Source organism: Calditrichota bacterium (genome assembly GCA_013112635.1).
In the GTDB taxonomy this organism is placed as follows: domain Bacteria; phylum Calditrichota; class Calditrichia; order Calditrichales; family J004; genus JABFGF01.
Genome location: JABFGF010000001.1, coordinates 542,897 through 568,353, shown reverse-complemented (window position 1 = coordinate 568,353; position 25,457 = coordinate 542,897). Strand labels below are relative to the sequence as shown.

Genomic DNA, 25,457 nt, shown 5'->3' with positions numbered 1-25,457 from the left:
AAAATGTTACAAATGTTTTTATTGTTTTTTCAAGATGCAGGTGAGGGCGCCGGCGGTTTAATGTCCTTTTTACCATTTATTTTAATCATGGTCATCATTTATTTTTTAATGATGCGCCCACAATTAAAAAAACAAAAAGAAAAGCAAAAAATGGTTGAGGAATTAAAAAAAGGTGACAATGTTATTACCCGTGGTGGAATTCATGGAAAAGTTGTTGGCTTTACTGATGAAAATAAAACTGCCATCGTCAAAGTTGATGACAATGTAAAGCTAAACCTTGATAAAGGTGCAATTGAACTTGTTCTCCCAGTTGGTGGAAAAACCGGGGCAGGAGACGTTAAAAAATAATGAAGATTGTTTTTATGGGGACTCCCGATTTTGCTGTGGAGTCCCTTAAAGCTTTAATAAAATCCAGCCATGAGGTTTGTGCTGTTGTAACTATTCCGGATAAAAAACAAGGCCGCGGTCTAAAGATTAAATCATCACCTGTAAAACAATTTGCAGAGAAATACCATATTTCAGTTCTGCAACCGGAAAGTTTTAAAGATAGTGATTTCATCGAGCAACTTAGAAACTACTCTACAGATTGTTTTGTAGTTGTTGCATTTAAAATTCTACCAAAAGAAATATTTACAATCCCAAAATTAGGGACAGTGAATGTTCACGGTTCTCTGTTGCCGGCTTACCGTGGAGCAGCACCAATCAATTGGGCCATTATGAATGGTGACCTGGAATCCGGCGTTACAACCATGTTAATAGATTCCAAAGTTGATACCGGCGATATGCTTTTGCAAGACAAAACGATAATATCAGAGAATATGACAGCAGGAGAATTGCACGATATTTTAGCCGAAAAAGGTGCCGCTTTGCTTGTACAATCCCTGGATAAATTGGCTGCAGGAGTTATTAATCCCATTGCCCAGGATAACACGAAAGCTACAAAAGCCCCAAAAATAAATAACCTCACCGCTTTAATTGATTTGGAAAAACCGGCCCGAGATGTTCACAATCAAATTCGTGGATTAAGCCCTTATCCCGGTGCGTATTCTTTTGTAAATGATAAAAAGATTAAACTTTTACAAAGTGAAGTAATTATCTCTCCCAAAAAGGAGTCAGCCGGAAAAATTATTGAAGTTACAGATAAAAGTTTTTCCATTGCATGTGAAAACAATGCGATTAAAATCCTTCAAGTCCAGCTTGAAGGAAAAAGAAAAATGACCTCCCGTGATTTTTTAAATGGTTATAAATTGACCGTTGGTGATTGTTTTAAAATTATTAAACCTTAATTCCATCCTCTAATTCAGATCATTTTATAGCGTATTAAAAATACTGCTTAAGTTCCTCATTTCCAGACCGAATTAAATTAAACTTACCTTTTGGAGATTTCTGTGTCTAAGATTTTAATAATTGATGATTACGACGAAAGCATTGCGTTAATTAAAACTTACTTCCTTGGAACTGACCATACTTTTATCAGCGCTAATAATGGAAGAGAAGGTTTAAGCTTAGCAAAAGAAGGATCTCCTGATTTAGTGCTTTGTGATGTTATTATGCCAGGCATGGATGGATTTGAAGTTTGCCAGAATTTACTTGGTTCTTCCAAGACAAAAGATCTTCCAATAATAATGATTACCGGACTGGAAGATAACCGATCGCGGTCTAAATGTTTTGAGTTGGGTGTTGAATACATTTCCAAACCATTTAATATTTTTGATATAAAAATGCGCGTTGAAAAATTGTTGGAGTTGAAAAATTATAAAGCCCAGTTAAAAAGTGCTGAAAAATTAATATTTCAATTGGCGTTGATTGCCGAAAGAAAAGACGCGTATGCAAAAGGAACAAATGAGAAACTTGCAGGATTTGGGACCCATTTTGCCAAGCATCTTGGGTTAGAAGATAATGAGATAAAAAATATTGGCAAAGGTGCATTGTTACACGCTGTTGGTAAAATTGAGATATCAGAAAATATTCTCTCTAAGCCAGGCCCACTTTCTTCAGAAGAATTTGAAAATATAAAATCGTATCCGGAAGCCGGAGAGAAAATTTGTCAATCCATAGACTCGTTAAAAAATGTTTTGCCAATTATCCGTCATCATAAAGAGCAGTTCGATGGAATGGGTTATCCGGATCAGCTATCAGGTGATGAAATTCCACTAAATGCACAAATCATTTCAATTGCAGATAGCTTTAATGCCCTTACTACAAATCGCCCTTACCGAGAAGCATTATCTGTTACTGAATCGTTTTCAGCTATGGATTCAGAGTTGGACAAAGGTAAAATTAATCCTTATTTATATAAGGAATTTAAGCAGGTTTTTAAGAATGAAAGTATAGAAAATATATCAATGGATTTTGGCGATATTACAAATTAGCTATTTTAAATTGAAAAAATTCATTTTTAATCTTCTTTCTGAGAGTAATCCTTCACGCTACACAATTATTATTTTCCATCCCTTGTCTTTGTTTTCATAATCCTATAAATTAAAACGCTTTAATACGAAACCGGAAAATAATTGTCTATGATCGGAGCTAAATAATGTTTGAAAATATAACCTCAACAGACCTGATAATGATTATTGTCACTTTTGTTGCTGGTCTATTGATTGGTGTAATTTTTTATCACATCAATTTAATACGCACAAAAACCAGTGTTAAGTCATTAAAAGAAAAGTCTGCACGGGAAGCTGAAAAAATTAAAAAAGAAAAGTTATATAATTTTAAAGTAGAAATGCAGCAAAGAAGGACCCGCTTTCAAAACGAATTACGACAGAAAGAAGACAAGATAAATAAACAGGAAGCACAGATCGCCACTAGGGAAAAGCAAATAAGAAAAGAAGATAACCAGCTGCACATCGCTCAAAGCAGGTTAGAATCCAAAGAGAAAAAAATAAACGAGCTTGAAGAAATTCTCTTCGAAAAACACAAAAAGATGGATACGGTAATTGAGGAGCAAAACAACAAGCTTGAGAGATTATCACATGTTTCACAGGAAGAAGCAAAAAAGATTCTTTTAAAAAACCTTGATTCTAAAGTAAAAATTGAAGCTGCACAAATTGCAAACGACATCCGAACGGAAGCAAAAGAACGGGCTCAAAAAGAAGCCAAAGAAATAATTGCCACGGCCATTGAAAACCTTTCTTACGAATTTACAATGGAATCCACTTTATCCAATGTTGAACTTCCAAACGAACGTTTTAAAGGCATGATTATCGGTCGTGAGGGAAAGAATATCCGCGCTTTTGAAGATGCAACAGGTGTAAAAGTTATTGTTGATGATACACCCGAAACAGTTGTTCTATCGGGTTTTGATCCAGTTGCCAGGGAAGTTGCCCGTGTTGCTATGCAAAATTTAATCAAGACAAAAAATATCAATATTAACAATATTCATCATGCTGTAAAAAAAGCAAAAAATGAAGTTAACCGTTCAATCTCAAAAGCTGCGGAAGAAACATTAAGAGAATTGCGTTTAAACAATGTGCATCCAATGATGAAAGAAAATCTTGGACGTTTGCGTTACAGGTACAGTTATGGCCAAAATCAGTTACAGCATTCTAAAGAAGTAGCATTCCTGGCAGGGAAGCTGGCTTCTGAGCTGGGTTTTAGTGTTAAACTGGCACGGCGTGCGGGACTGTTTCATGATATTGGTAAGGCGATTAGTAGCCATACGGAAGGAAGCCATGTTACACTTGGTGTAGATTTGGCAAAAAAATGCAGGGAACATGAGGTTGTTATAAACTCGATTTTGGCCCACCATGAAGAAGCGGAACCCATTTCGCCAATATCGGTTTTGGTGACGGCAGCAGATAAAATTAGCGGCAGCAGGCCAGGCGCCCGCAGGGATTCCCTGGAGGCTTATACTAAACGGATCAGCCAGCTGGAAGAAATAGGAAACTCATTTGATGGAGTTAATAAAACGTATGCAATTTCGGCCGGGCGTGAAGTACGGGTAATTGTAGAGCCGGCTAAACTTACTGATGAAGAATGCATGGTTCTGTCCTCAGATATTGCAGCCAAAATAAAAGATACAATGGAGTATCCGGGGCAAATTAAAATCACAGTCATAAGAAAATCTGTTTCTTCAAAAATGACTGATGATGTAGAAGTATAGAAAAATTTAAAATAAAAGTTTTAGGAGTAATTTGATGATTACAGTAAGCGACAAAGCAGTTGGTAAAATAAGAGACATATTAGGCGCTGAGCAAAAACCAGATGGGTTTATCCGCGTTGGTATTAAAGGCGGCGGTTGTTCAGGTTTTACTTATATTTTAGATATAGAAGAAAACCAGGCAGAAAGTGATCAGATTTTTGACTATGGTGGTGTTAAAGTATTAATTGATGCGAAAAGTATTGTCTATTTAGCTGGCACTGAACTTGATTATACTGATGGCCTAAATGGTTCCGGGTTTGTTTTTAATAATCCAAATGCTCAAAAAACATGTGGTTGTGGTAGCTCGTTCGCTGTTTAAAACTAATCAAAATTCTACTTTAAAAATATGCTGAAACTACGACTTATTGGCGATCCAATTCTCCGCAGGGAAACTGAAGAGGTACAGGTTTTTGACCAATCCTTAAAAGATTTTGTAAAGCAAATGATAAAAAAGATGCATCGAGAGGATGGCATTGGTCTGGCCGCACCTCAAATTGGCCATTCTAAAAAAGTGCTTGTTGTTGATATTTCAGCAATTGAGGAAGAGGCAGAACCACAAGCATTTATCAATCCTGAAATTGTCGAGGGAATAGGCGCTTCTGTTGTGGAAGAGGGTTGTCTCTCCATTCCGGAAGTTCGCGAAGATGTTGAACGGCCTGAGACAATTAAGTTGAAATATCTTGATGAAAACGGTGACAGTTTTGAAAACGAGTTTGATGGATGGATGGCCCGAGTGCTTCAGCATGAAATAGATCATTTAAATGGCGTCTTATTTGTAGATTTAATCAGCCCCATAAAAAGACAGCTTCTAATCAGCCAAAAAATGATCCCTGAAAAATATTAGATTAAAAAAAACAGACGTTCTCCCTTAATAACTTTCTTTTCTTTGCACATTTTTTATTTAATAAATCATATATATTTCTTATCTTTAGCCTTGTTTAATTCTTAAGATTTAATATTTAATCCTGCACAATAAGAGCATTTTAATCGAATTCATTCTGTTTGGCTCTTGCACACAATATTCTATATGGTAAGGAGATAAATATGAACCCGACAGCAAGCACAATTGGATTAATTTTATATTCTATAATTTTAGCTGTATCGTTAGCCGCTTTTGGATTCTTTGTGTACAGACGTTTTGTAATTCTTAAGGCTTCTCAAAATGAACCAATCTTACGTTGGGATAATATTGGCAAGAGAATTATTACTGTATTACAGTTTTTTGTTGGACAGGGACGGATTCTGGACAGACGTTTTTTTGTTGCAGGATTAATGCATGCTTTTATTTTCTGGGGATTTTTGGCTGTGAGTATTAATACAATTCATCTGGTCGTTGGTGGATTGGTTCATGGATTTCATTTACCATTACTTGGACCGGGATCATTTTTGGGTGACATATATACGGTTTTCAGGGATGTGTTTGAAGTAATTGTTTTAGTAATGGTTATATATGCCTTGTTTCGCAGATTGGTTTTAAAACCTAAGCGGGTAACCTTGTCAGGTGAAGCTATCCTTGTCCTTTTGTTGATTGGTATTTTAATGCTTACCGATTTTATTTCCGGTGGTGTAAAGGTTGTGGCCGGTATCCAAACTGAGCTATCTCCAATGAGCCAGGCATTTAGCTCATTTTTTGCCGGGCAAAGCGCTGATACTTTGGCATTAATACATGACGCTTCCTGGTGGATTCATGTTTTATCTTTATTTCTCTTTCTTAACCTGCTGCCAAATTCAAAACACTTTCATGTAATCACTTCACTGCCAAATGTTTTCTTACGCCGGTTTAGCTATGGAGCTTTGCGGCATATTGATCTTGAAGAGGCTGAAAATTTTGGTGTTTCACAAATTGAACAGAGCTCATGGAAAGACATTCTTGATATTTATACATGCACCGAATGTGGGCGTTGCCAGGATGTCTGCCCTGCATATAACACAGGTAAAATGCTTAGCCCAAAAGAAATTAATATAAAATCCCGTCATCATCTATATGAAGAAAAGACACCGTTTTTACTGCAATTGGCAAAACAAAAAGAGGGTACAAAAGAATATGTTGGTAAAGCACTGGTTGGTGAAGTAATAGAAAGTGAGATGTTGTGGGCTTGTACAACTTGCAAAGCGTGTGAAGAAGCTTGTCCGTTGTTTATTGAATATATCGACCGCATTGTAGATATGCGCCGCTACCTTGTTTTAGAAGAAGGGGACATGGCACCGGAATTGGCCACTACCTATAAAAACTTGGAAAACCAGGGTAATCCGTGGGGTTTGGCATCGAGTACCAGGGATGAGTGGGCTGAAGGAATGAATGTACCTCAAATTACAGAAGATACAGAAGTCCTTTATTGGATTGGTTGCTCCGGTTCATTTGACGACCGCAATGTTAAAGTAACAAAATCAATGATAAAAATATTGAATGCAGCAGGGACAAATTATGGAATTTTAGGCAAAAAAGAATCGTGTACAGGTGATCCGGCAAGACGATCCGGAAATGAATATTTGTACCAGATGCTGGCTATGACAAATATTGAAACGTTGAATAATCTGAAATTCAAAAAAATCATAACTCAGTGTCCACATTGCTACAATACTTTGAAAAATGAATACCCTCAATTGGGCGGGAACTATGAGGTTGTCCATCATTCGCAATTTATCAGTGATTTGATTGACCGGGGATTAATTAAGCAGGTTGAACAACAAGTTGAGAAAACTACTTTTCATGATCCTTGCTATTTAGGCCGCCATAATGAAGAGTATGATGCACCGCGTGATTCGCTTAAAGCAAGCGGTGCTAATCTTGTTGAAATGGATCGATCAAAAAATAATGGATTTTGTTGTGGTGCCGGAGGTGCCCAGATGTGGAAAGAAGAAGAAGCCGGTAATGAACCGGTTCGCCAGGCGCGTTTTAAAGAAGCCCGGGAAACAGGCGCAGAAACCATCGCAACAGGCTGTCCTTTTTGTATGACGATGATGACGGATGCTTCCAAAGAATTGGAATCAGAAATGGAAGTGAAAGACATCGCAGAAATTGTTGCAGAAAAATTAGTATAGTTATATAAAATAGTAAGAAATAGATTATAAAATGCATCTCTTAAACTGGATGCATTTTTTGCTTTTAAAAGGCGTAAATAATGGATTTAGGCCAGGTTTTTTTGTAAGTTTGCGCCTTGCCCGGAACATTTAAATTAATGCAACAGTTGATGTACTATCTGTTTGATTTATCGGGCTTTATAAAAGATTATAAAATAATGATAAAATCTAAACCTTGAAAAAGTTTAGAATGCTAAAAAAAGACACCGTTTGCTCTCTTTTAGCGCTAAAAAAATGAAAAAAACTATTATCATAACGTGCCTCATTCTTTCTTTTCTCGGGCTGTTTTTTGTTTCGCTTCCCGCTTTGTTGAAAGTAACTGGCTATGACACACCATTAAAAAACTATCTAATTGATAAAATATTTGCTGAGCAGGGACACCAGCTTGATCTGCAAAAAATAGAAATTGGGTTGGGGAAATTCGAAATTAGTGAAATATCTTTTCTTTCTTCCAATGAACAGGTCGAATTGCTTATAGAACAAATTGTGATCGATTTTAATCTGTCGGATTTTATTAAAAACCCATCGAATCCTCAAAATGCAATCAGGGAAATATATTTAAATCAACCTCGCCTCATCATCCACCAGGTTAGTAGTGTAAAAGAACCGGTTATTAAAGACAGCTCAAATTTGGATATCTTTGCCCAGATAGAGAGGTTAAATCAATTCAATAATTTACGGGTAAATAATGGCAAAATTATATATGAAAACAGTGAAGGAAGTTTTATTGCCTACGCTCAAAATTTAAATGGCTGGTTAAATTCCACACGTAAAAAAGATTTAGTCCTAAACGTGAAAGGGAATATTTTTTCTACAGAGGATGAGAATTTTAAATTAAACCTGCTTGTAGATAAAAAGAAACAAGATTTTGTCTCAAGAATTGATATAGTAGAATACTCTTTTGAAGAATCAATTATAAATCATTTTGTTGAAAAATTGGTTATTGAAGGTTCTTTGGCAGGATTTATGGTATTAAGAGGTAATATTTCCAAACTTGATTCTGTTATGATAATCGGAAGTCTGGATTTAAAAAATATGGCAGCTTCTTACCAGGATGAATATGCGGATAATATAAATTTTAATGTAAAGATTGAAGATAATAAACTTGAAATTAGTAAGGGAAATCTTAATTATAAAAATCATCCCTTAAATATAACCGGCACAATTGAAAATGTGTTTGCCCCGGAATTATACGGTGAAGTTGATACTAAAAACTTTCCATTAAGTGCATTTCAGAATTACATCCGCAAAGAAATATTTGATAGCAGCACCGTTGATTTGAGACTTGCTTATCATTTGGGGCTTGATAATTATGACATTAAAGGAAGCCTAAGCTCGAGGGACATCACAGTTTATAAAAATCCAATAGAGAAAGTTATTACAAATTTTAAGTTTTCAGATAAAGGAATACAATTACCTTCAATTTTAATAAATGATCATGATTTATCCATAAGCGGCAACGGTTTTTATGGATATGATGATGACAAACTGAATATCAATGTAGCGGGTGGATATCAATCGGGTGAACATGTTTTATTTGATAGACTTAGCCAGGCAGCCCATAGTTTTAACTTAAAACTAAATGTTGATTTGAGTTCAGGAAAATCAGATGGAAATTGGGATTATAACCTGGCAGGATTTGATACCCTGCTTTCTTTAAACGGAAATGTAATTGGTGATTCGAACACACTTCAAATAAATCTTACAGAATCAAACAGCAGCAATTTAAAGGGAAGTATTAGAATCGCTGATTATTTAACGCAGCCAAATATCAAATCTGCTTTTTTTGAAAATTTTCCATTTTCGAAATTTTCTTCGGATAAAATAGTAACATCAATCTTTGATAAAATTGATACAAAGGGTTTGTTGTATGGTACTGTAAATGATCTTCACGGGCAGGTTCAGGTACGTGATCGATCTTCTGCGGACACTATTTTTACTTTGTCAACAAATTTAATAAATGTTTTGGAACCCCATAAAAAATTAATTGGGAAAATCAATTTAAAAAACTTAAACGGCAGTTATGAAGCTGATTTCACTGAAAACTTTTTTGGTAGTCAAATAAACTTTGAAGAAGGAATTGCCGGTAATTTTTATTTAGACTTGGAAAAACAAGCTAATCAGCTACAAGGCGAAATTACTATTAACGATTTTAAAATAATCCGGGCTTTGTCAAACTCCTCAAATGATGATTACAGATACCAAGGTGAAATAAATGGGGATATTTTATTCGGGGGAAGCTTAAAGGAACCCTGGATGAAAGCCGACCTGAGAGGAGACAAATTTGTTCTAAATGATATTGGCTATTATCAACCGGAAGTAAAATTCACTGCTGATCGTACGCGATTTATTGCTGACTCAGTAAAAATTTCCCATAACAATATTGAGCTATTAAACGGTAATTTAGAATGGGGATTGTTAAATAATCATATTTCCGGATATTTTAGTGGCCAGGGAATTGAAATTCCGTCTTTGATAAAAAGTTTTAATTTGGATGAAACTCTGGTAACAGGCTCTGCTGATTATGAAGTCAATTTAAAAGGAACTGTAAAACAGCCTTATGTAGAAGCAAATGTTTCATTGGCAAATGGAACGCTGGATGGTATTGAATATGACAATTTGGAATTAATACTTTTAGATAATATTCCGGCGGAAGGCAGTGTTGTTAACTACGATGACCATAAAATAGAACTCCAAAGATTGTTTATTGAGAAGCAAGGATATTATCATCTAAATAGTGTTGGTACATTTCCACTTAATTCCAAAGATGACGTTGATCTGCTTATTAATTTTGATGGAGATATTTTAGACTTGCTTCCCCATTGGGAACCTTTCTTTCTCGATGGTGCATCTCTTTCTGATATTTCATTAAAATTTAAAGGCACTTCCGATGAAATTTACCTTGTTGCAGCAGATATAAATATAGATCGCGGTGAATTGTGGATGAACTCTGTTGCACCCTATGTGCATGATATTAGTGGGCGGATACTTTTAGAAGAAGGCTCTAACAAAGTTAATATTGAAAATTTAAATGCATATGTTGACGATAATTATCTCAATATTAATACAGTTCGAGATATCAAAACTCAATCCGGTAAACAGCTTGAACATTGGTTCTTCAAAGGGCTGAACCTCGATTTTGGCATCCTTGCATTGGAAACAAGTGATGATGGCGTAAACCTAAATATTCCTGGGATTATGCGCGAAACGAGTTTTGGAAAACTGGATTTGTCCGGTAAAACAGAACAAGAGAAGTTTTATTTTGCAGGACCCGTAAAGCACCCGCTTGGTTACGGAATTGTAACGCTCAATGAAGCCACAATTACATATCCTTTTATTGTAAGTAAAAATCCTAATAAAAAACCATCAACAGCAGCTCAGTTTCTAAGCAATATGGAATGGGATGCTACTGTAAAATCTGGTGAAGATGTTGTTTACCTTAGGGAAATACCTGCTTATATAGATAACGTTAATGCGGAAATAACAGTTGATGAAAGCAGCGAAGGTTTGCATTTTTCGGGTATTATAAATAAAGGAACTTTCAGACCAATTGGAAGCCTCGTTTCTACTCGCGGGCGTCTTGAATACCTCGACCAGAATTTCAAAGTTGACCGGTTTGCATTGGATTTTCCACGGGGTAAAGATTTGCCTGATGTTTCCGGAAGGGCATGGACTACAATCCGCGATAGTGTTGGGGCAATTCCGAAAACAATATATTTACAATTATATACTCTGGATTCTAAAACAGGGCAAACAAAACAATCGGGTGATTGGCAGGATTTTAAATTTAAGTTAGTCTCCGCTGACCCTACAATGGGCGAAACTCAGGAACAAGTATTGGCATACCTGGGTTACTCTGTAGAAAATTTCAGAGAAAAGGCTACAAATGTTGGTGGCGCGCTTACAGAAAAATACCTTATTCGGCCATTGTTAAGGCCAATTGAGCGTGTTTTAGAGCGTAGCCTGGGGATGGATTTGGTCCGGTTTAATTCCAGCATTGCACGAAACTTGTTTTACAGCAGTGTCGGAAGGCAATTGAACAATCATGACACAAATCCGTTTATAAATCCAATTTCAAGCGATCTGCCGTACTTGTTTTTAATGTCAAGCTCAGAAGTAACAGTTGGCAAATATTTAAATGAAAACCTTTATTTAACTTATACCGGCCAACTTGTATCATTGTATGATGACGCTGAAAGCAGCTTTGATTTTAACCATTCTTTAGGGCTGGAATACCGATTTTTTAGAAATATGCTGGTAGAGTTTGAGTGGGACAGAGAGTTACTTGGATATTATAATATTGCTAATCAAAGGCAGTATTTAGAAGACTTTAAAATTAGACTTAGACATTCATTTTCATTTTAACATGGAGGATCATGTGCGGAAATTTTTCGCGACATTTTTTATTTTATTTTTTATAACAATTTTAAATGCACAAGTTCAGCAAATAACTATTAATTCAATAACAATTGAAGGAAATACAAGTGCTGATGCAAGTTCAATAAGATTGAACTCCGGACTGACATCAGGGATGAATATAACAGGTGAAAATATTCAGGAAGCAATAAAAAACCTTTGGGCTTTAAGGATATTTGAAGATGTTCAGGTCTATGTTACCAGCCAGTCGATTGACGGATTGGACCTTTTAATTAAAGTCAAAGAGTATCCTCGTTTAAACTTGGTTAATATTACTGGATTTGATGAATTAGATAAAGATGAAATTGAAGACGAATTAGATACTTATCGCGGTATGGTAGTTGCCCCGTACAAAATTTCAAAAATGAAAAAGAAAATCCTTAAAAAATATCGGGAAGAAGGTTTTCTGCTTGCGACAGTTTCCATTGATACTTCAACCGCAAAAAAAGACAGGGTTAATTTAGATATTGAAATTGAAGAAGGCTCTGAAGTTCAGATTGAAGGAATCCGCTTCCATGGTAATACTGCTTTTGAAGGTGATGATTTAAAAGATGCAATGGAAGAAACACAGGAAGACCGCTGGTGGAGAAGTGCTGATTTTGATCCCAAGAAATTTGAAGAAGATAAAAATCTTGTTGTCCAATATTACAAAGAAAATGGGTATCGCGATGCCGAAGTATTGAGAGATTCGCTGTCATACAGCGATGATAAGCAAGATCTGTTTATTGATATCTGGGTTCATGAAGGTAATGAATATCACTTCGGAATGATCAAATTTGATGGAAATGAGATATTTTCAGATGAAGAGTTAAGCGCCGTTTTAGATATTGAAAAAGGTGACATTTACGATCAGAAGAAATATGATGAAGGTATTAGAGACCGGCTTCAAAAGCTTTATTACAACCAGGGTTATCTTTTTGCAAGCATAGTTCCACAAGAAATCCCGGTGGAAAACGATACACTAAATATTAATTTTTCTATTACTGAAGCAAATGTTGTACGGATAAAAGAAGTCAGTATTGTTGGCAACTCGAAAACGCATGAGAAAGTAATCCGCAGGGAGTTTAAGCTTCATCCCGGAGATAAATTTAACAGTGCAAAGCTCGAACGTTCAATTCGTGATTTAATGATTCTAAATTATTTTAGCAACGTTCAACCCGATGTGCGTCTTATTCCGGATGATTCTAAAAATGTAAACCTGAAAGTTGAAGTCGCAGAAAAATCTACAGATATGGCAAATATGTCAGCTGGTTTTAGTCAGCGTGATGGGCTTATCGGTAGTCTGGGATTAACTTTCAATAACTTTTCTCTCGCACATCCATTAAGTGGCGGCGATGGACAACGCCTTGTTATTGATTGGCAGTTTGGCCGTATTTATCGATCTGCATCTATCAGTTTCACTGAACCTTGGCTTTTTGATACACCAACTTTAGGCGGGTTTTCTATCTTTGATACACGTACAGGCGGCGGATTTTATCCTTTTACAAGAAATGATACAGGTGGGAGTATTCGTCTTGGAAGACGCTTCCGCTGGCCGGATAACTACTTTAGAGGTGATTGGATTTTCCGAGCTGCAAAAACAAGAATTTCCAATGTTGATGGAAGCCTTGAAGGCTTTGGTTACAGAAACGGTAATACAAGCCAGTTAAGCTTAACCCAGATCATTTCAAGGGATAGCCGCAATAATCCAGAATTCCCGACAAGGGGAACTTCTCATTCTTTATCAGTTGAACTTTCGGGTGGTCCTTTTGGTGGTGAGCAACATTTCCTTAAAACCATTTTTTCATCTGAATGGTTTCTCCCATTACCGGCAAATTTGGTTTTATATTCTCATAATAAATATGGCATGATAAACTTATTAAAAGACGACACAAATCTGCTTTTTGGTGAGTTCTTCTACATGGGTGGTAGCGGCCTTGGCTTTGCTGAAGGCCTTAGAGGATATGAAGACGGAAACGTTGGCCAATTGGTTAATGGCAGCCCACTTGGCGGTAAATCTATGGTTAAATCCACTCTGGAATTGCGTTTCCCAATTGCACCAAACCCAACTATTTTTGGATTGTTTTTTGCAGAAGCAGGAAATACATGGCAAAATGTTGGTGATACAAATCCATTTGAATTAAGGCGATCTGTTGGGGCAGGCGTGCGTTTATTTATGCCACTTGTGGGTATAATCGGGATAGATTTTGGTTACGGTTTTGATTATTATGATCCGGTGACAGGTGATCCTATTGATGGAAAATGGAAAGTTCACTTTCAATTTGGAAGGTTTTAACAAATTAACTAAATTCAGCGTTTTAAATTTATTGGAATTAAACATTTAAATAAATGTGTTCATTAAGGAGGATTTTGTGAAATCAATCAAAGTTAGTTTAATTACAGTTCTTTTACTATTTATGGCATTACCTGTTTTTGCTCAAAAATTTGCATATGTTCATTCTCAAAAAGTATTAACTGAATACCAGGAATACAAAGATGTTCAAAATAAACTTGCTGAGATTCAAAATAAATACCAGGCAGAGTATGATCAGCTAGTTCAAGATTATACACAACAGCTACAAGAAATTGAGTCACAAAGTTTGTTGTTAAGCCCAGAAAAAAAGGCTGAAAAAGAAAAAATGATGCAAACCAAAGGAATGGAAATAGAAAAATATAAATACGAAAAACTTGGTCCACAGGGTGAATATTATCGTAAGCAGGCAGAGCTTGGACAGCCAATAATTGATAAAGTTGCAAATGTTATAAAAGAAATTGGCGAAGCGGATGGCTATGATTACATTTTAGACGGCGCCACGGGATCTGTTGTTTATTTTAAACCGGAATACGATATCACAGATCAAGTAATTGAAGAGTTGAACAAAAACAAAGTTTCAACTACTACAACTTCCGGTAAAAAGTAGCGCCACTGTAGATGAAGCTTATAGAAATTGCAAAACATCTAAACGGAGAACTTTCTGGCCCGGAGGATATTGAAATATCCGGACCTGCAAAAATAGATTCTGCCAAAGATGGCGAAATTACTTTTTTAGCAAACCCTAAATATAAGCATTTTATTAAATCAACAAGTGCAAGCGCCATTGTTGTTGATACCAGTGCCGGTGAAATTTCGATGCCTCATATAAAAGTTGAAAACGCTTATATGGGGTTTCTTCTTTTATTGAAACTATTCGAACCAAAAAAAGTCTTAGACTTCGAGGGAATTTCTCCAAAATCTGAAATATCAGAAAGTGCAAAAATAGGGGAAGTCTGCAACGTTGGGCCGTTTGTTTTTATTGGTTCAAATTCGAGAATTGGTGATAACTGTACTTTTTATCCCGGTGTAAAAATATTGGATAATGTTTCGATAGGAAGTAATACAATTCTTTATCCTAATGTTTCAATCCGTGAGCGCTGTGTTATTGGTGACAATGTAATTCTGCATGATGGGGTTGTTGTTGGTAGCGATGGATTTGGTTTTGCACCACATGATGGTAAATATATAAAAATCCCACAGATTGGAAATGTTGTAGTTGAAGACAATGTTGAAATTGGTGCTAATACGACTATCGACAGAGCCACTCTTGGTTCAACAATAATAAAAGAAGGTGTTAAACTAGATAATCTTGTTCAGATTGCACATAATTGCATAGTAAATGAGCATACGGTAATCGCAGCCCAAACCGGTATTGCAGGTAGTACGGAAGTTGGGAAGAACGTAACAATTGGTGGTCAGGCAGGAATAGGTGGACATTTGAAACTTGGAGATGAATCGATCATTGCCGGACAAGCAGGGGTAACTAAAGATACTCCCAAAAAATCCATTTTGATGGGGATGCCAGCCATACCAATAATGCAAAAGAAACGTATTGAAGCGAGTGTTAAACATCTGCCAGAAAACACTAAGAAGCTACACCAACTTGAGACTGAAGTTTTGGATTTGAAAAACAAAATATCTGAATTAGAAAAAGGAAATGACCAATAATGAGAGATAAACAAGCAACAATTAAGAAAGAAGTCTCATTTGAAGGCCGTGGACTGCATACTGGAAATAAAACCAAAATTACATTTAAGCCTGCACCGGAAAATTATGGACGAAAATTTGTCCGTGTTGATATTGACAATTCTCCGGAAATTGAAGCGATTGTAGATAATGTTGTTCAAGACACAGAAGTTGATAGTTTACGTGGCACCACAATTCAGGTTGATGGTGTTGCTGTACATACAATTGAACATGTTCTTGCTGCGCTAGTGGGATTGGAAATTGATAATGTACGTATCGAGCTTAACGCAAATGAGCCACCAATTGGTGATGGTTCTGCAAAAGAGTTTGTTGATATCTTACAATCAGCAGGCATGGATGAGCAAGAAGCCGAACGTGAATTTTTGGTAATTGATGAAACTATCAATTTTACTGTTGATGAAAAAGGTGTTCAGATTGTTGCACTGCCAACCGACGATTACCGTCTTACAGTTATGATTGATTACAATAATCCGGCCCTTGGAAGTCAGCACACAGGTTTGTTTAATATGGACTCAGAATTTGTTACTGATTTTGCTCCTGCCAGAACATTTTGTTTTCTACACGAAGTTGAAGGCCTTGCTGAACAAGGTTTGATAAAAGGTGGTGATTTAGATTCCGCGTTGGTAATTGTCGATCGCGACTTGTCAGATAAAGATATTACGCGCCTTAGAAATATGTTTGACATATCTGAAGATGTTGTACTTGGAGAAAACGGAACATTAAACAATAAACAACTACGTTTCAAAAATGAACCCGCCAGACATAAACTATTAGATTTGATGGGTGATCTGGCTCTGGCAGGTGTTAATATTAAAGCGCAGCTGTTAGCGGCACGTCCCGGGCATCAAAGCAATATCGAGTTTGCAAAAATCCTGAGGTCATTATATAAAAAACAGCTATTAACACGTAAATATCAGGATATAGAAAAAAAAGGCGTTGTTTTTGATATCAATGCCATTAAAAAAATATTACCTCACCGCTATCCATTTTTGTTGATCGATTCAATTATTGAACTTGAACCTGAAAAAAGAGCTGTTGGAATTAAAAATGTAACAGCAAATGAGCAATTTTTTGAAGGCCATTTCCCGGAACGGCCGGTTATGCCGGGGGTTTTAATTGTTGAGGCAATGGCGCAGGTTGGTGGTGTACTTTTGTTAAATGAGCAACAAGAGGTTGGGAATAAACTTGTCTTTTTTACCGGAATTGACAATGTGAAATTTAGAAAAACAGTTCAGCCTGGTGATCAGCTAATTATGGAATTAGAAATGATAAAAGGCAGGCGTAGCATGTTTAAAATGGCAGGTAAAGCATTTGTAAAAGGGCAGCTTGTGTGTGAGGCTGAAATGATGGCCGCCGTAGTTGATAAATAGGAGAAAAATGACACAGATTCATCCCAGTGCCATTGTTAGTGAAAATGCTGATATTGGAAATGACGTTTCTATTGGGCCATATTCAATAATTGAAAATGATGTAAAAATTAACGATGGCTGTCAAATAGCATCACATGTTTTAATTTCCAGTGGTACAGAGTTGGGTAAAGGATGTAAAATATCCAAAGGCGCTGTTTTAGGCACAGATCCGCAGGATTTGAAATTTGAAGATGAAAAAACATTCTTGCAGATTGGCAACAATACAACGATACGCGAATTTGCAACGTTAAACAGGGCAACGACCCATAGCTATTACACCCGGATAGGTGACAACTGTTTAATTATGGCTTACGCCCATGTGGCCCATGATTGTCAAATTGGGAATAATGTTGTTCTTGCAAATTCAGTTAACCTTGCCGGGCATGTTATAATCGAAGATTTTGTTGGAATTGGTGGATTAACTCCCGTACATCAATTTGTAAAGATAGGCACGCAAAGCTTTATTGGCGGTGGATTGAGAATCCCTAAAGATGTTCCTCCATATATTTTGGCAATGGGAGAACCATTAAAATTTGCAGGTTTAAATAAAATTGGTATGCAAAGGCGTGGATTTTCTGCGGACTCACTTTCTGCAATCCGAGAGGCATATAAAATATTATATCGCCAGAATAATACTACAAAAGAAGCAATTAAGCTCATTTCAGAAAAATTTTCTGACACTCCAGAAGTTATGCATCTTGTTGATTTTCTCAAATCATGTGACAGAGGTATTATACGTTAAGTTATGCTTCCGTTTACTTCTCTTCGTGTAATCCCATTTCAATATTTTACAGGTTTAGAAAATATGGCTTTGGATCTGTTATTTGCTGAACAGGTTGGCCATGACCAAAAACCAATACTAAGATTTTATGGCTGGAATCCTTTCTGCCTTTCACTTGGGCGCCACCAAAATTTAAATAATGTTGATATTGAAGCCATTGACAAAAACAAAATAGATATTGTTCGAAGACCAACCGGTGGCAGTGCCATTTTACATGCTCAGGAACTGACATACAGTTTTATTATCCCAAGGGGTTATATTACACATCATGAAATATATGAGATATTTCATATTCTATTGGCCGGGGCTTTAAAAGATATTGGTTTTGATGTGGCGCTTTCTACTACTAAAAAAGATAATAACTATTTAAACAAAGGTGATAGTACATTTGCCTGCTTTAACAGGGCTGCCAAAAGTGAAATCCAGTTAAAAGGGAAAAAAGTAGTTGGAAGTGCTCAAAAAATCTACAAAAAATCGATTTTGCAACACGGCTCAATAATTATTGGTAGAGAACATGAAAAAATTATCAATTATATTAGAACAGATTCAGGCAATAAAGAGGGACAGACAGAACTTTTAAAACACAATTCAACTAATCTTGAAAATATTAACAAAAAAAAAATAAGTGAAGTCGAAATTTCATCTGCTTTATCAGAATCTTTTTTCGATAAATATAAAATACCAATACATTATAAATATCCCACAAAATCAGAAAAAAAAGAGGCGGAAAAATTTAATAGTCAGTTATTTATCCCGAACCAATATCAGAGCTAAATATTTGTAATTTTATAATTTACTCTATTTGCTATTTTAATTGTCTAAACCTTATATTTGCGCAGCTAAACATAAATATACACACGGAGGATTTTTATGTATAAATTTTTACACTCACTACTAATTTTACTTTTAATATCTGGAGTTTCTTTCGCCCAGGTAGATTTGGATTTGACCGAATACTCATCCGTAAAAGATTTAGAAAGTGAATTTGAAGATTTTAATAATGGGATTCATGCAGGAATGAGCGTATTAGATTGGACTGATGCTTCTGGACCATCTGTTTTTCGTTTTAGCGCCGGTGTGTTTTTTGGTGTTGGAAGTATAGAAAAAAATGAAGCAATCGGTATTGATGATGATTTATATTTTCCCGGTGGTGCAGGCATACAGCTTGGATTTGGTACTGCCGGCTTTGAAGCTTACGGACGTTTTTTACCTGAATTAGAAATGTCTGGTGCAAATGTTAAAGTATTAGGCTTTGGTTTAAAATATGAAATTACAGATTTAATTCCTGTACCTGCATTTCCAGCTACAGCTTTATTTGCAGATTATAATACAATGACTTTTGGTGCAACTGAGACAAATTCAGTAACTGTACAAGGCGTAACAGGAGATGTTAAGACCGGAATTAACCTTGACTTTTCTACAATAAACATTGGCGCAATGATGAGCTATGACCTAGTTGTTGCCCGAATTTATGGAAAACTTGGAGTTGAACTAGGCTCAACAGATATGACCTGGAACCAGGCGATCGTTACTAATGGCGTAGTAGTTCCAAACGAAATAACAGGTACGCTCGATTCTACAGGGTTTAGGTTTGCGGCTGGGTTAGCCCTTTTTGGTTTTAAGGTAGAAGTTGGTGGCAGAGGTAGTAATTTAGCTGCCGGCGTTGGATACGGTATTTCAATTTAAAGGTAAGTGTTTTTAATATAAGCCCCTTTACGGGGCTTTTTTTCTATATAGTCATTTTGAATTTCAGAGACGGGTAGTGAAAGTAATTATTCTAAAAGCTATTATTGCATTTTTTGTGATTTGTTCTCCAGTAAGTGGACAGGTATTGGAAAATGATATTAGCAGATTTTTTTTAAATAACAATGAAACGAGTTTAAAAGGCTATTTAACACCATTGTCAAATGCTTTCGGTGCAACACTTGCCAGCTCATCCTACTTCAGTGCAAAAGCATATAAGTTTCCGCATTTTGATTTAGGTATTAATTATATAACAACCCCAATAGCACAAAGTGAAAAAACGTTTGGGACAGATTCACTGCAGTCGGTAACCGTTTTTGGCAAGACTTTAGATGATTCATCAGGAATCAAGGGATTGGATATTAATTCATTCAATATCCCGGTTTTGCAATTAAATATTGGTGTTGGTGATAATACCAACCTGCTTTTACGCTATTCCGAATGGAAAGATAAAAAAGTTGGTAAAATCACAATTTATGGTGTTGGGATAAAATACGAGCTGGAAAACTTGTTTTCTATATCCCCGATACCGTTTAATATTGGTGTTTTAGCTGTTTATCAAAAATACGGAGTTGATGATTATATTGAAGGCGCTGTGTTTTCTATGAATATTGTAGGCTCAAAAAGAATTAGTGTGTTACCAATAGAAGCGTACGGTGGTGCAGGATATATTAATAATGTAACAAACGTCAGCGATCCAGGTACTGGTGATAAAGTGGATATTTCAATCCCAGGATTGGAAGAAATTAGGTATCAATTAGGTATAAATTTTTCCATATTGATTTTTAACTTAAATGCTGAGTATAATTTTGGTGATTATAAATCGATTAGCGCCGGATTAAGGTTGATTTTATAATTTGTTTGAAACAATTATGAAAGATTTGAGTTACCGCAGTAATAATAATAAAAAGAAAGAAAAAGAATGTCGTTTTTAGGTATTGTCGCAGTAATATTTGCATTTAGTATCCTCGTATTAATTCATGAACTTGGTCATTATCTTGCTGCACGTTGGATGGGTGTACGTGTAGAAAAGTTTTCCATAGGATTTCCTCCAACAATATTGAGCAAAAAAGTGGGAGACACAGAATTTTCCATTGGAGCAATACCTCTTGGAGGCTATGTGAAAATGGCCGGTTTTATTGATGAAAACATGGATTCCGAAATATCAGGTGCTGAGGATGAATACAGCTCAAAACCTGTCTGGAAACGTATAATCATCATTTCGGCAGGTGTAATTATGAACCTGCTTTTAGCGATTGGTTTATACACTTTTGTAAATTATTCACAGGGCGAAATAGTTACTCCTATTACAAATCTTAAAGTTCAGGGAGAATCCGGGATAGCACAAAAGATAGGCTTTTTAGATGGCGACAAAATTATCAAAATCAACAACGAATATATTGATACTTGGAAACAACTATCTTATGCTTTTTTTAATAATATTGAAAATGATATTGAGTTTGAAGTATTACGAGACAATGAAACAACAACTTTATTTTATAAGAAAGAATGGATATCAGAAAAGAATAGTGAGATGTTGAATATTTCTCCTATTTTTCCGGCAACTGTGAGAGAAGTAACGCCGGGTGATCCTGCTGAAAAAACCGGCCTCAAACCTAGAGATACGATTATTGAATTAGATGACAAAGCAATCTCAAATTGGGGTGAAATGACAGAGATAATTAAGAAGAATGCGAACAATTCTATAAGTATTAAATGGAAAAGAGGCGAAGAAGTATTCTCTGGAATGGTTACTCCTAAAAAAATTCATTCAGTTGATGACAAAGGTATTGATAAGTCTTATGGACTTATAGGGGTTTCCTTATATTATGAACAAATAAAAAATCCGGTCTCTTTTGCAAAAGCTTTAAAAATGGGTATTGCCGAACCATTTCAAATGATATATATGAATTTTGTTGGATTGAAATTGTTAGTTACAGGTGTGAAATCTGCTGAGGATACGGTTGGCGGACCTGGAACAATAGCGGTAATGCTAAGTGATGCAGCAAACCGGGGTTGGGTTACCTACGTCCGTTTTATTGCATTGCTCAGTTCAGTACTGGCATTTTTCAATACATTGCCTATCCCGGCACTAGATGGCGGTCATTTAGCCTTTTTAGTTGTTGAGGGGATTATGGGCAGGCCTTTGTCTATAAAAACCAGAATTGTCATTCAGCAGGTTGGAATGGCCTTTTTATTGTTTTTAATTATTTTTGTCCTTTATGTAGATATAAACAGATATTTCTAACAGACCATTATTGAAGTAGATAATTAATGGAAAGCACAACGCCTATCAATGACCTACAAAACATAATCAATAAAAACCTTCTTTTTGCTTATCAAAAAAATACTCCTAAGATTAGTTTTAAAAATAGTGCCAATTATGTAAAAGAAAATCAGAGCTACAATTTTAAAACTTTTTCAATTACTTTTGATAAATCTAATCCAACAAATAAAACTACCACCCAATCCTGGCGATTTCCAAAATCCAGAATTTATTATTCAGAAATTGTAACTCTAAATTTCAAAACTACAATTATAGAGTTTTTTGAAGAAACGCTCATTGTTTATCAAAATTTTAACACTAAAGAAAAACACAGTTTAATAATTACTGCACAGAAAAATAAAGCACAATTTTTTGATTTATCTAATAAAATTAAACCAGTAACTAGCAAAATTGAGATTAATCCTGGTGAACAAGTAATTTTATTTAATTCTGAAAAATTAAAAACAGCTCATTTGCAGCTTAATATTTACCTGGAAAAGCTTTTTGAAAATGAAAGAAAAATCCACCCATTATCTTTTCTGCAAAGTGAGAATAACGAATTACTTATGGAGATTGATGAGTTATGGGCAAAAATACCATGGATAGGGAACGAAGGAAATTTATCATTTAAGTATGATAGCCAAAGATCTGATCACAAAATGGCTTTATTATTTTTAAGAGAATTATTCTATTTATTCAATAATCATGAAGAAATAAATAACTTGCTTAAACAGCAAACAGAACAGGATTCTTTTATAAAGAATTGTCTAAAATCCGTAACCACCAACCAAAGCCTTAAAGAGAAAGATTTATCTTTTTGTGAATTATTATCGACGAAGCAGACAGATAATATATTAGTAAAAAATAAAATTCAACATAGCTGGAATGCTCTATCATACTCATCGAGAAATTTATACTTTGAAAATTTTGTCAAAGAATTTCCTGAAGAGGCTTCAGCATTATTGATTTTGGTATTTAAGAATAATTTTTGGTGGAAAAATAAAATTGCTGCTAAATTTGAAACGCAATTAGAGAATCAAAACTCTCCTTTTTTAAATCTTTATCGACTCTATTCAAAATTGGCTTTAAATAACTTCCTTATTGATTCTTCTAAAGAAAATCTAAAAATAGACTTAGCTGATTTTGTGCTCAGCAGTAATCTCACTTCTTTAGCTAATAATATTATCAATTACCAGGTTGTAAAAAAAAGAGATAAAAATTTCTGTTCTGTTTCTTTCAAAAATTTCCCACCAATTAGAATTGATAAAAAGGCGTCAATAGAATACAGCAAAAATGACTTAATTATTTTAAAACCTTTTTTGTATCATCACGATTTAATATTTGAAAATTTCATTAAGATTAGTTACGAAGGTATTACATTAAAAATAATATTAGCCTGGAAGAATTTTACTGTTAACTTTGGAGATTTAAGACTAAAGTTTTTGTTTAAAGGAAAGCGTTATCAAGTAAGTATAAAAGGCGCAAAATGGATTAATGACTGTAAAATAGCTGATATTGATTATTCTTTCGAAAAATCATTATATCATAAAACTTATATTGATGTGCCTAAAACCAATAGAATCGAAGAGTTTCAATTTTTTAATAGTAATGGTACGGTTTTAGATTTATCAAATCTGGAAAAAAGTAATACTGATTTATACCTGCATGGCGTTTTGACTAATCATTATAACCATGTAATAGATTCTGTTTCTGTAAATTTCAATGACTCAAAAAAGAATTTGAACATAAAACCATTGAGTGTTTTTCCTGATAAACTTAGAGTTGAAAAGCAGATTAAAGTTATTGTTCCAAAGTCTTATACTTTTTCTTACAAAACAAAAGTTCAGGATCTGATACTAACAAAAATAAAAAACACAGACGCTCAATTGCTTTCTCAAGAGCTGGTTATTTTTATTAAAAATCCCGAAAAAGAATACAAGAATATTAAGTCACTGTTTTTCAAATATTTTGGCTTCTATGTTGATATTATTGATACAAAACATCTTAATTCTGTTTTTTACAAATATACAATTATCATACCTGATTTAGTGGAAGGTGAAGTGCTTTATACTTCTGTTAATCATAAAGAAATCCTCCTAAAAAATCATGGTCAAAGAAAGGCGATAGTAGTAAGTCCAGACAAAGTTGAGGCTTGGCTGAATGAGCATTTTGAGTTATCAATAAAAACATAAAAAAGAGGCTCAATATTTATTTGATTTTATAAAAACCCGTGGCTAAATTCTAAGCTCGAGTTTTGAGAATATTAGGGCCCATAGCTCAGTTGGTTAGAGCACTCGACTCATAATCGAATGGTCCGGGGTTCAAGTCCCTGTGGGCCCACTTTAAATTTTATCAGGATAGTTTTATGCTTTCAAAGTGTTCAAAAAAAAAGCAAAAAAAAGTTTTAAACAAATAACATCAAAGTGCATTCTACAAAAATAGGGTGCACTTTTTTTATATAAAAGGGGAGGGGTAAGAGGTGCAAAAAACTTTACATGCACTCATCGAGTTACAAGAATTGGATAACAGGCTTGATGAGCTGATGGAAGAAAGGGGAGATTTGCCCAATATAGTTAATGAGTTCGAAGAGAAACTAATATCAAAAACAGCCTCTCTTGAAGAAATAGAATCTGATATCAAATCTTCAAAATTACGCATTAAGGAAATTGAGCTTTTTGAAAAGGAATCTCAGGAAAAACTAAATAAATACAATGAGCAACTGTATCAGGTAAAAACAAATCGTGAATACGATGCAATTACGGTTGAAATTGAATCAGTCCAGAAAACGCAAAAAGAATATGGAAGTGAACTGGTTTTAATAAAGTCCTCTGATGAAGAGAAAGAAAAAGAAATAAATGAACTTGAGGCTGAAATTGCAAAGATAAAAGAGGAACTATCGGAAAATAAAGTTGAATTGGATTCCAGCCTTGCCGAAACCGCAGATGAAGAGAATTCTTTAAAAAAGAAACGTGATAAGGTTCTTAAAAATTTAAGCAAGCATGTTTATTCAACTTATCAAAAAATTCGTAAAGCACGTAATGGTACAGGTATTGCTAAAGTGGAAAACGGAACTTGCGGTGGATGTTTTTCATATATTCCACCTCAGAAAGTTGTTGAAGTCAGAAAAATGAAAAAGATTTACGAATGTGAATTCTGTGGTAGAATTTTAGTGTGGACGGAATAAATTTCATATATCCGGGTAAATGAGATAGCTGCCTTTGCAATAAGGAGGAAAGTCCGAACATCAAAGGGGAAATTCTTCTGAGAAATCAGAATCTGCATTTGCAGAAGGAGAGTGTCACAGAAAAAATACCGTCCCGATTCATCGGGATAAGGGTGAAAAGGAGAGGTAAGAGCTCACCACCTTGTTCCAATTGGAATATCTAAATTTAGATACTTTAACAGCAAGGGTACTACAAACCCGAATTGATGCAAGACCAAATAAAGAAGGAACCCTTATTGGGTGCGTTTTCCCCTTAACGCGTTTTTTAAACACACTTCAGGGTAGGTTGCTTAAATTATCTGGCAACAGGTAACTTAGATAAATAGCTATCGTCCCGTTTTGCGGGATACAGAATTCGGCTTATCATTTCCCGGGTTTTTACTGGTACAAA

19 protein-coding genes, 1 tRNA gene and 1 other RNA gene are annotated in these 25,457 nt (G+C 35.2%); all 21 read left to right on the top strand.

Translation table 11 applies throughout. From position 1 onward, the window contains the following. Positions 1-3: 3 nt before the first annotated feature. The 21 genes from yajC (at position 4) to rnpB (ending at position 25,444) form a co-directional block, all read left to right on the top strand. The gene (gene yajC / locus HND50_02565) at positions 4-348 is read left to right on the top strand and encodes a preprotein translocase subunit YajC (GenBank protein NOG44080.1); all 345 of its coding nucleotides are present in this window, start codon (positions 4-6) and stop codon (positions 346-348) included. After that, positions 348-1,286 carry a methionyl-tRNA formyltransferase gene (locus HND50_02560; protein NOG44079.1) on the top strand — a complete coding sequence of 313 codons (939 nt, stop codon included), beginning with the start codon at positions 348-350 and terminating at the stop codon, positions 1,284-1,286. The genes yajC and HND50_02560 overlap by 1 nt, the downstream gene beginning before the upstream one ends. Before the next feature lie 102 nt (positions 1,287-1,388). Next, complete coding sequence (locus HND50_02555; GenBank protein ID NOG44078.1) at positions 1,389-2,372, top strand: response regulator; 984 nt, start codon at positions 1,389-1,391, stop codon at positions 2,370-2,372. Positions 2,373-2,536: 164 nt separating this feature from the next. Beyond that, positions 2,537-4,108: a ribonuclease Y gene (rny, locus tag HND50_02550; protein NOG44077.1), complete on the top strand. Its 1,572-nt coding sequence runs from the start codon at positions 2,537-2,539 to the stop codon at positions 4,106-4,108. 34 nt (positions 4,109-4,142) lie between these two features. Further along, positions 4,143-4,466: an iron-sulfur cluster insertion protein ErpA gene (gene erpA, locus HND50_02545; protein ID NOG44076.1), complete on the top strand. Its 324-nt coding sequence runs from the start codon at positions 4,143-4,145 to the stop codon at positions 4,464-4,466. A 27-nt stretch (positions 4,467-4,493) separates the two neighbouring features. After that, positions 4,494-4,991 (top strand): peptide deformylase, encoded by a 498-nt coding sequence (def, locus tag HND50_02540; GenBank protein NOG44075.1) that lies wholly within the window; start codon positions 4,494-4,496, stop codon positions 4,989-4,991. Between the two features lie 200 nt (positions 4,992-5,191). Further along, positions 5,192-7,189: a (Fe-S)-binding protein gene (locus tag HND50_02535; GenBank protein ID NOG44074.1), complete on the top strand. Its 1,998-nt coding sequence runs from the start codon at positions 5,192-5,194 to the stop codon at positions 7,187-7,189. Between the two features lie 273 nt (positions 7,190-7,462). Next, a complete protein-coding gene (locus HND50_02530; protein NOG44073.1) occupies positions 7,463-11,593 on the top strand; it encodes a DUF748 domain-containing protein in 4,131 nt (1,376 codons plus the stop codon). Between the two features lie 13 nt (positions 11,594-11,606). Then, positions 11,607-13,919 carry an outer membrane protein assembly factor BamA gene (gene bamA, locus HND50_02525; GenBank protein NOG44072.1) on the top strand — a complete coding sequence of 771 codons (2,313 nt, stop codon included), beginning with the start codon at positions 11,607-11,609 and terminating at the stop codon, positions 13,917-13,919. A 76-nt stretch (positions 13,920-13,995) separates the two neighbouring features. Then, on the top strand, positions 13,996-14,544 hold the full coding sequence (locus HND50_02520; protein ID NOG44071.1) for an OmpH family outer membrane protein: 549 nt from the start codon (positions 13,996-13,998) through the stop codon (positions 14,542-14,544). An 11-nt stretch (positions 14,545-14,555) separates the two neighbouring features. Continuing rightward, positions 14,556-15,605 (top strand): UDP-3-O-(3-hydroxymyristoyl)glucosamine N-acyltransferase, encoded by a 1,050-nt coding sequence (gene lpxD / locus HND50_02515; protein ID NOG44070.1) that lies wholly within the window; start codon positions 14,556-14,558, stop codon positions 15,603-15,605. Continuing rightward, a complete protein-coding gene (locus HND50_02510; protein ID NOG44069.1) occupies positions 15,605-17,014 on the top strand; it encodes a bifunctional UDP-3-O-[3-hydroxymyristoyl] N-acetylglucosamine deacetylase/3-hydroxyacyl-ACP dehydratase in 1,410 nt (469 codons plus the stop codon). Before lpxD ends, HND50_02510 begins: the two co-directional genes overlap by 1 nt. A gap of 7 nt (positions 17,015-17,021) precedes the next feature. Continuing rightward, positions 17,022-17,795, top strand: coding sequence for an acyl-ACP--UDP-N-acetylglucosamine O-acyltransferase (gene lpxA / locus HND50_02505; protein ID NOG44068.1), 774 nt, complete (start codon positions 17,022-17,024; stop codon positions 17,793-17,795). Between the two features lie 3 nt (positions 17,796-17,798). Continuing rightward, the gene (locus tag HND50_02500; protein NOG44067.1) at positions 17,799-18,608 is read left to right on the top strand and encodes a lipoate--protein ligase family protein; all 810 of its coding nucleotides are present in this window, start codon (positions 17,799-17,801) and stop codon (positions 18,606-18,608) included. A gap of 96 nt (positions 18,609-18,704) precedes the next feature. Next, a complete protein-coding gene (locus HND50_02495) occupies positions 18,705-19,520 on the top strand; it encodes a hypothetical protein (GenBank protein ID NOG44066.1) in 816 nt (271 codons plus the stop codon). 76 nt (positions 19,521-19,596) lie between these two features. Then, entirely contained in the window at positions 19,597-20,433 is an 837-nt protein-coding gene (locus tag HND50_02490) for a hypothetical protein (GenBank protein NOG44065.1), read from the top strand. A 66-nt stretch (positions 20,434-20,499) separates the two neighbouring features. Then, entirely contained in the window at positions 20,500-21,825 is a 1,326-nt protein-coding gene (rseP, locus tag HND50_02485) for an RIP metalloprotease RseP (GenBank protein NOG44064.1), read from the top strand. Positions 21,826-21,851: 26 nt separating this feature from the next. After that, on the top strand, positions 21,852-24,035 hold the full coding sequence (locus HND50_02480; GenBank protein NOG44063.1) for a hypothetical protein: 2,184 nt from the start codon (positions 21,852-21,854) through the stop codon (positions 24,033-24,035). Positions 24,036-24,109: 74 nt separating this feature from the next. After that, positions 24,110-24,183: transfer RNA gene (locus tag HND50_02475), tRNA-Ile, on the top strand. A gap of 139 nt (positions 24,184-24,322) precedes the next feature. Next, entirely contained in the window at positions 24,323-25,027 is a 705-nt protein-coding gene (locus tag HND50_02470) for a hypothetical protein (protein NOG44062.1), read from the top strand. Positions 25,028-25,038: 11 nt separating this feature from the next. Beyond that, an RNA gene (gene rnpB / locus HND50_02465) (RNase P RNA component class A) lies at positions 25,039-25,444 on the top strand. Positions 25,445-25,457 lie beyond the last annotated feature (13 nt).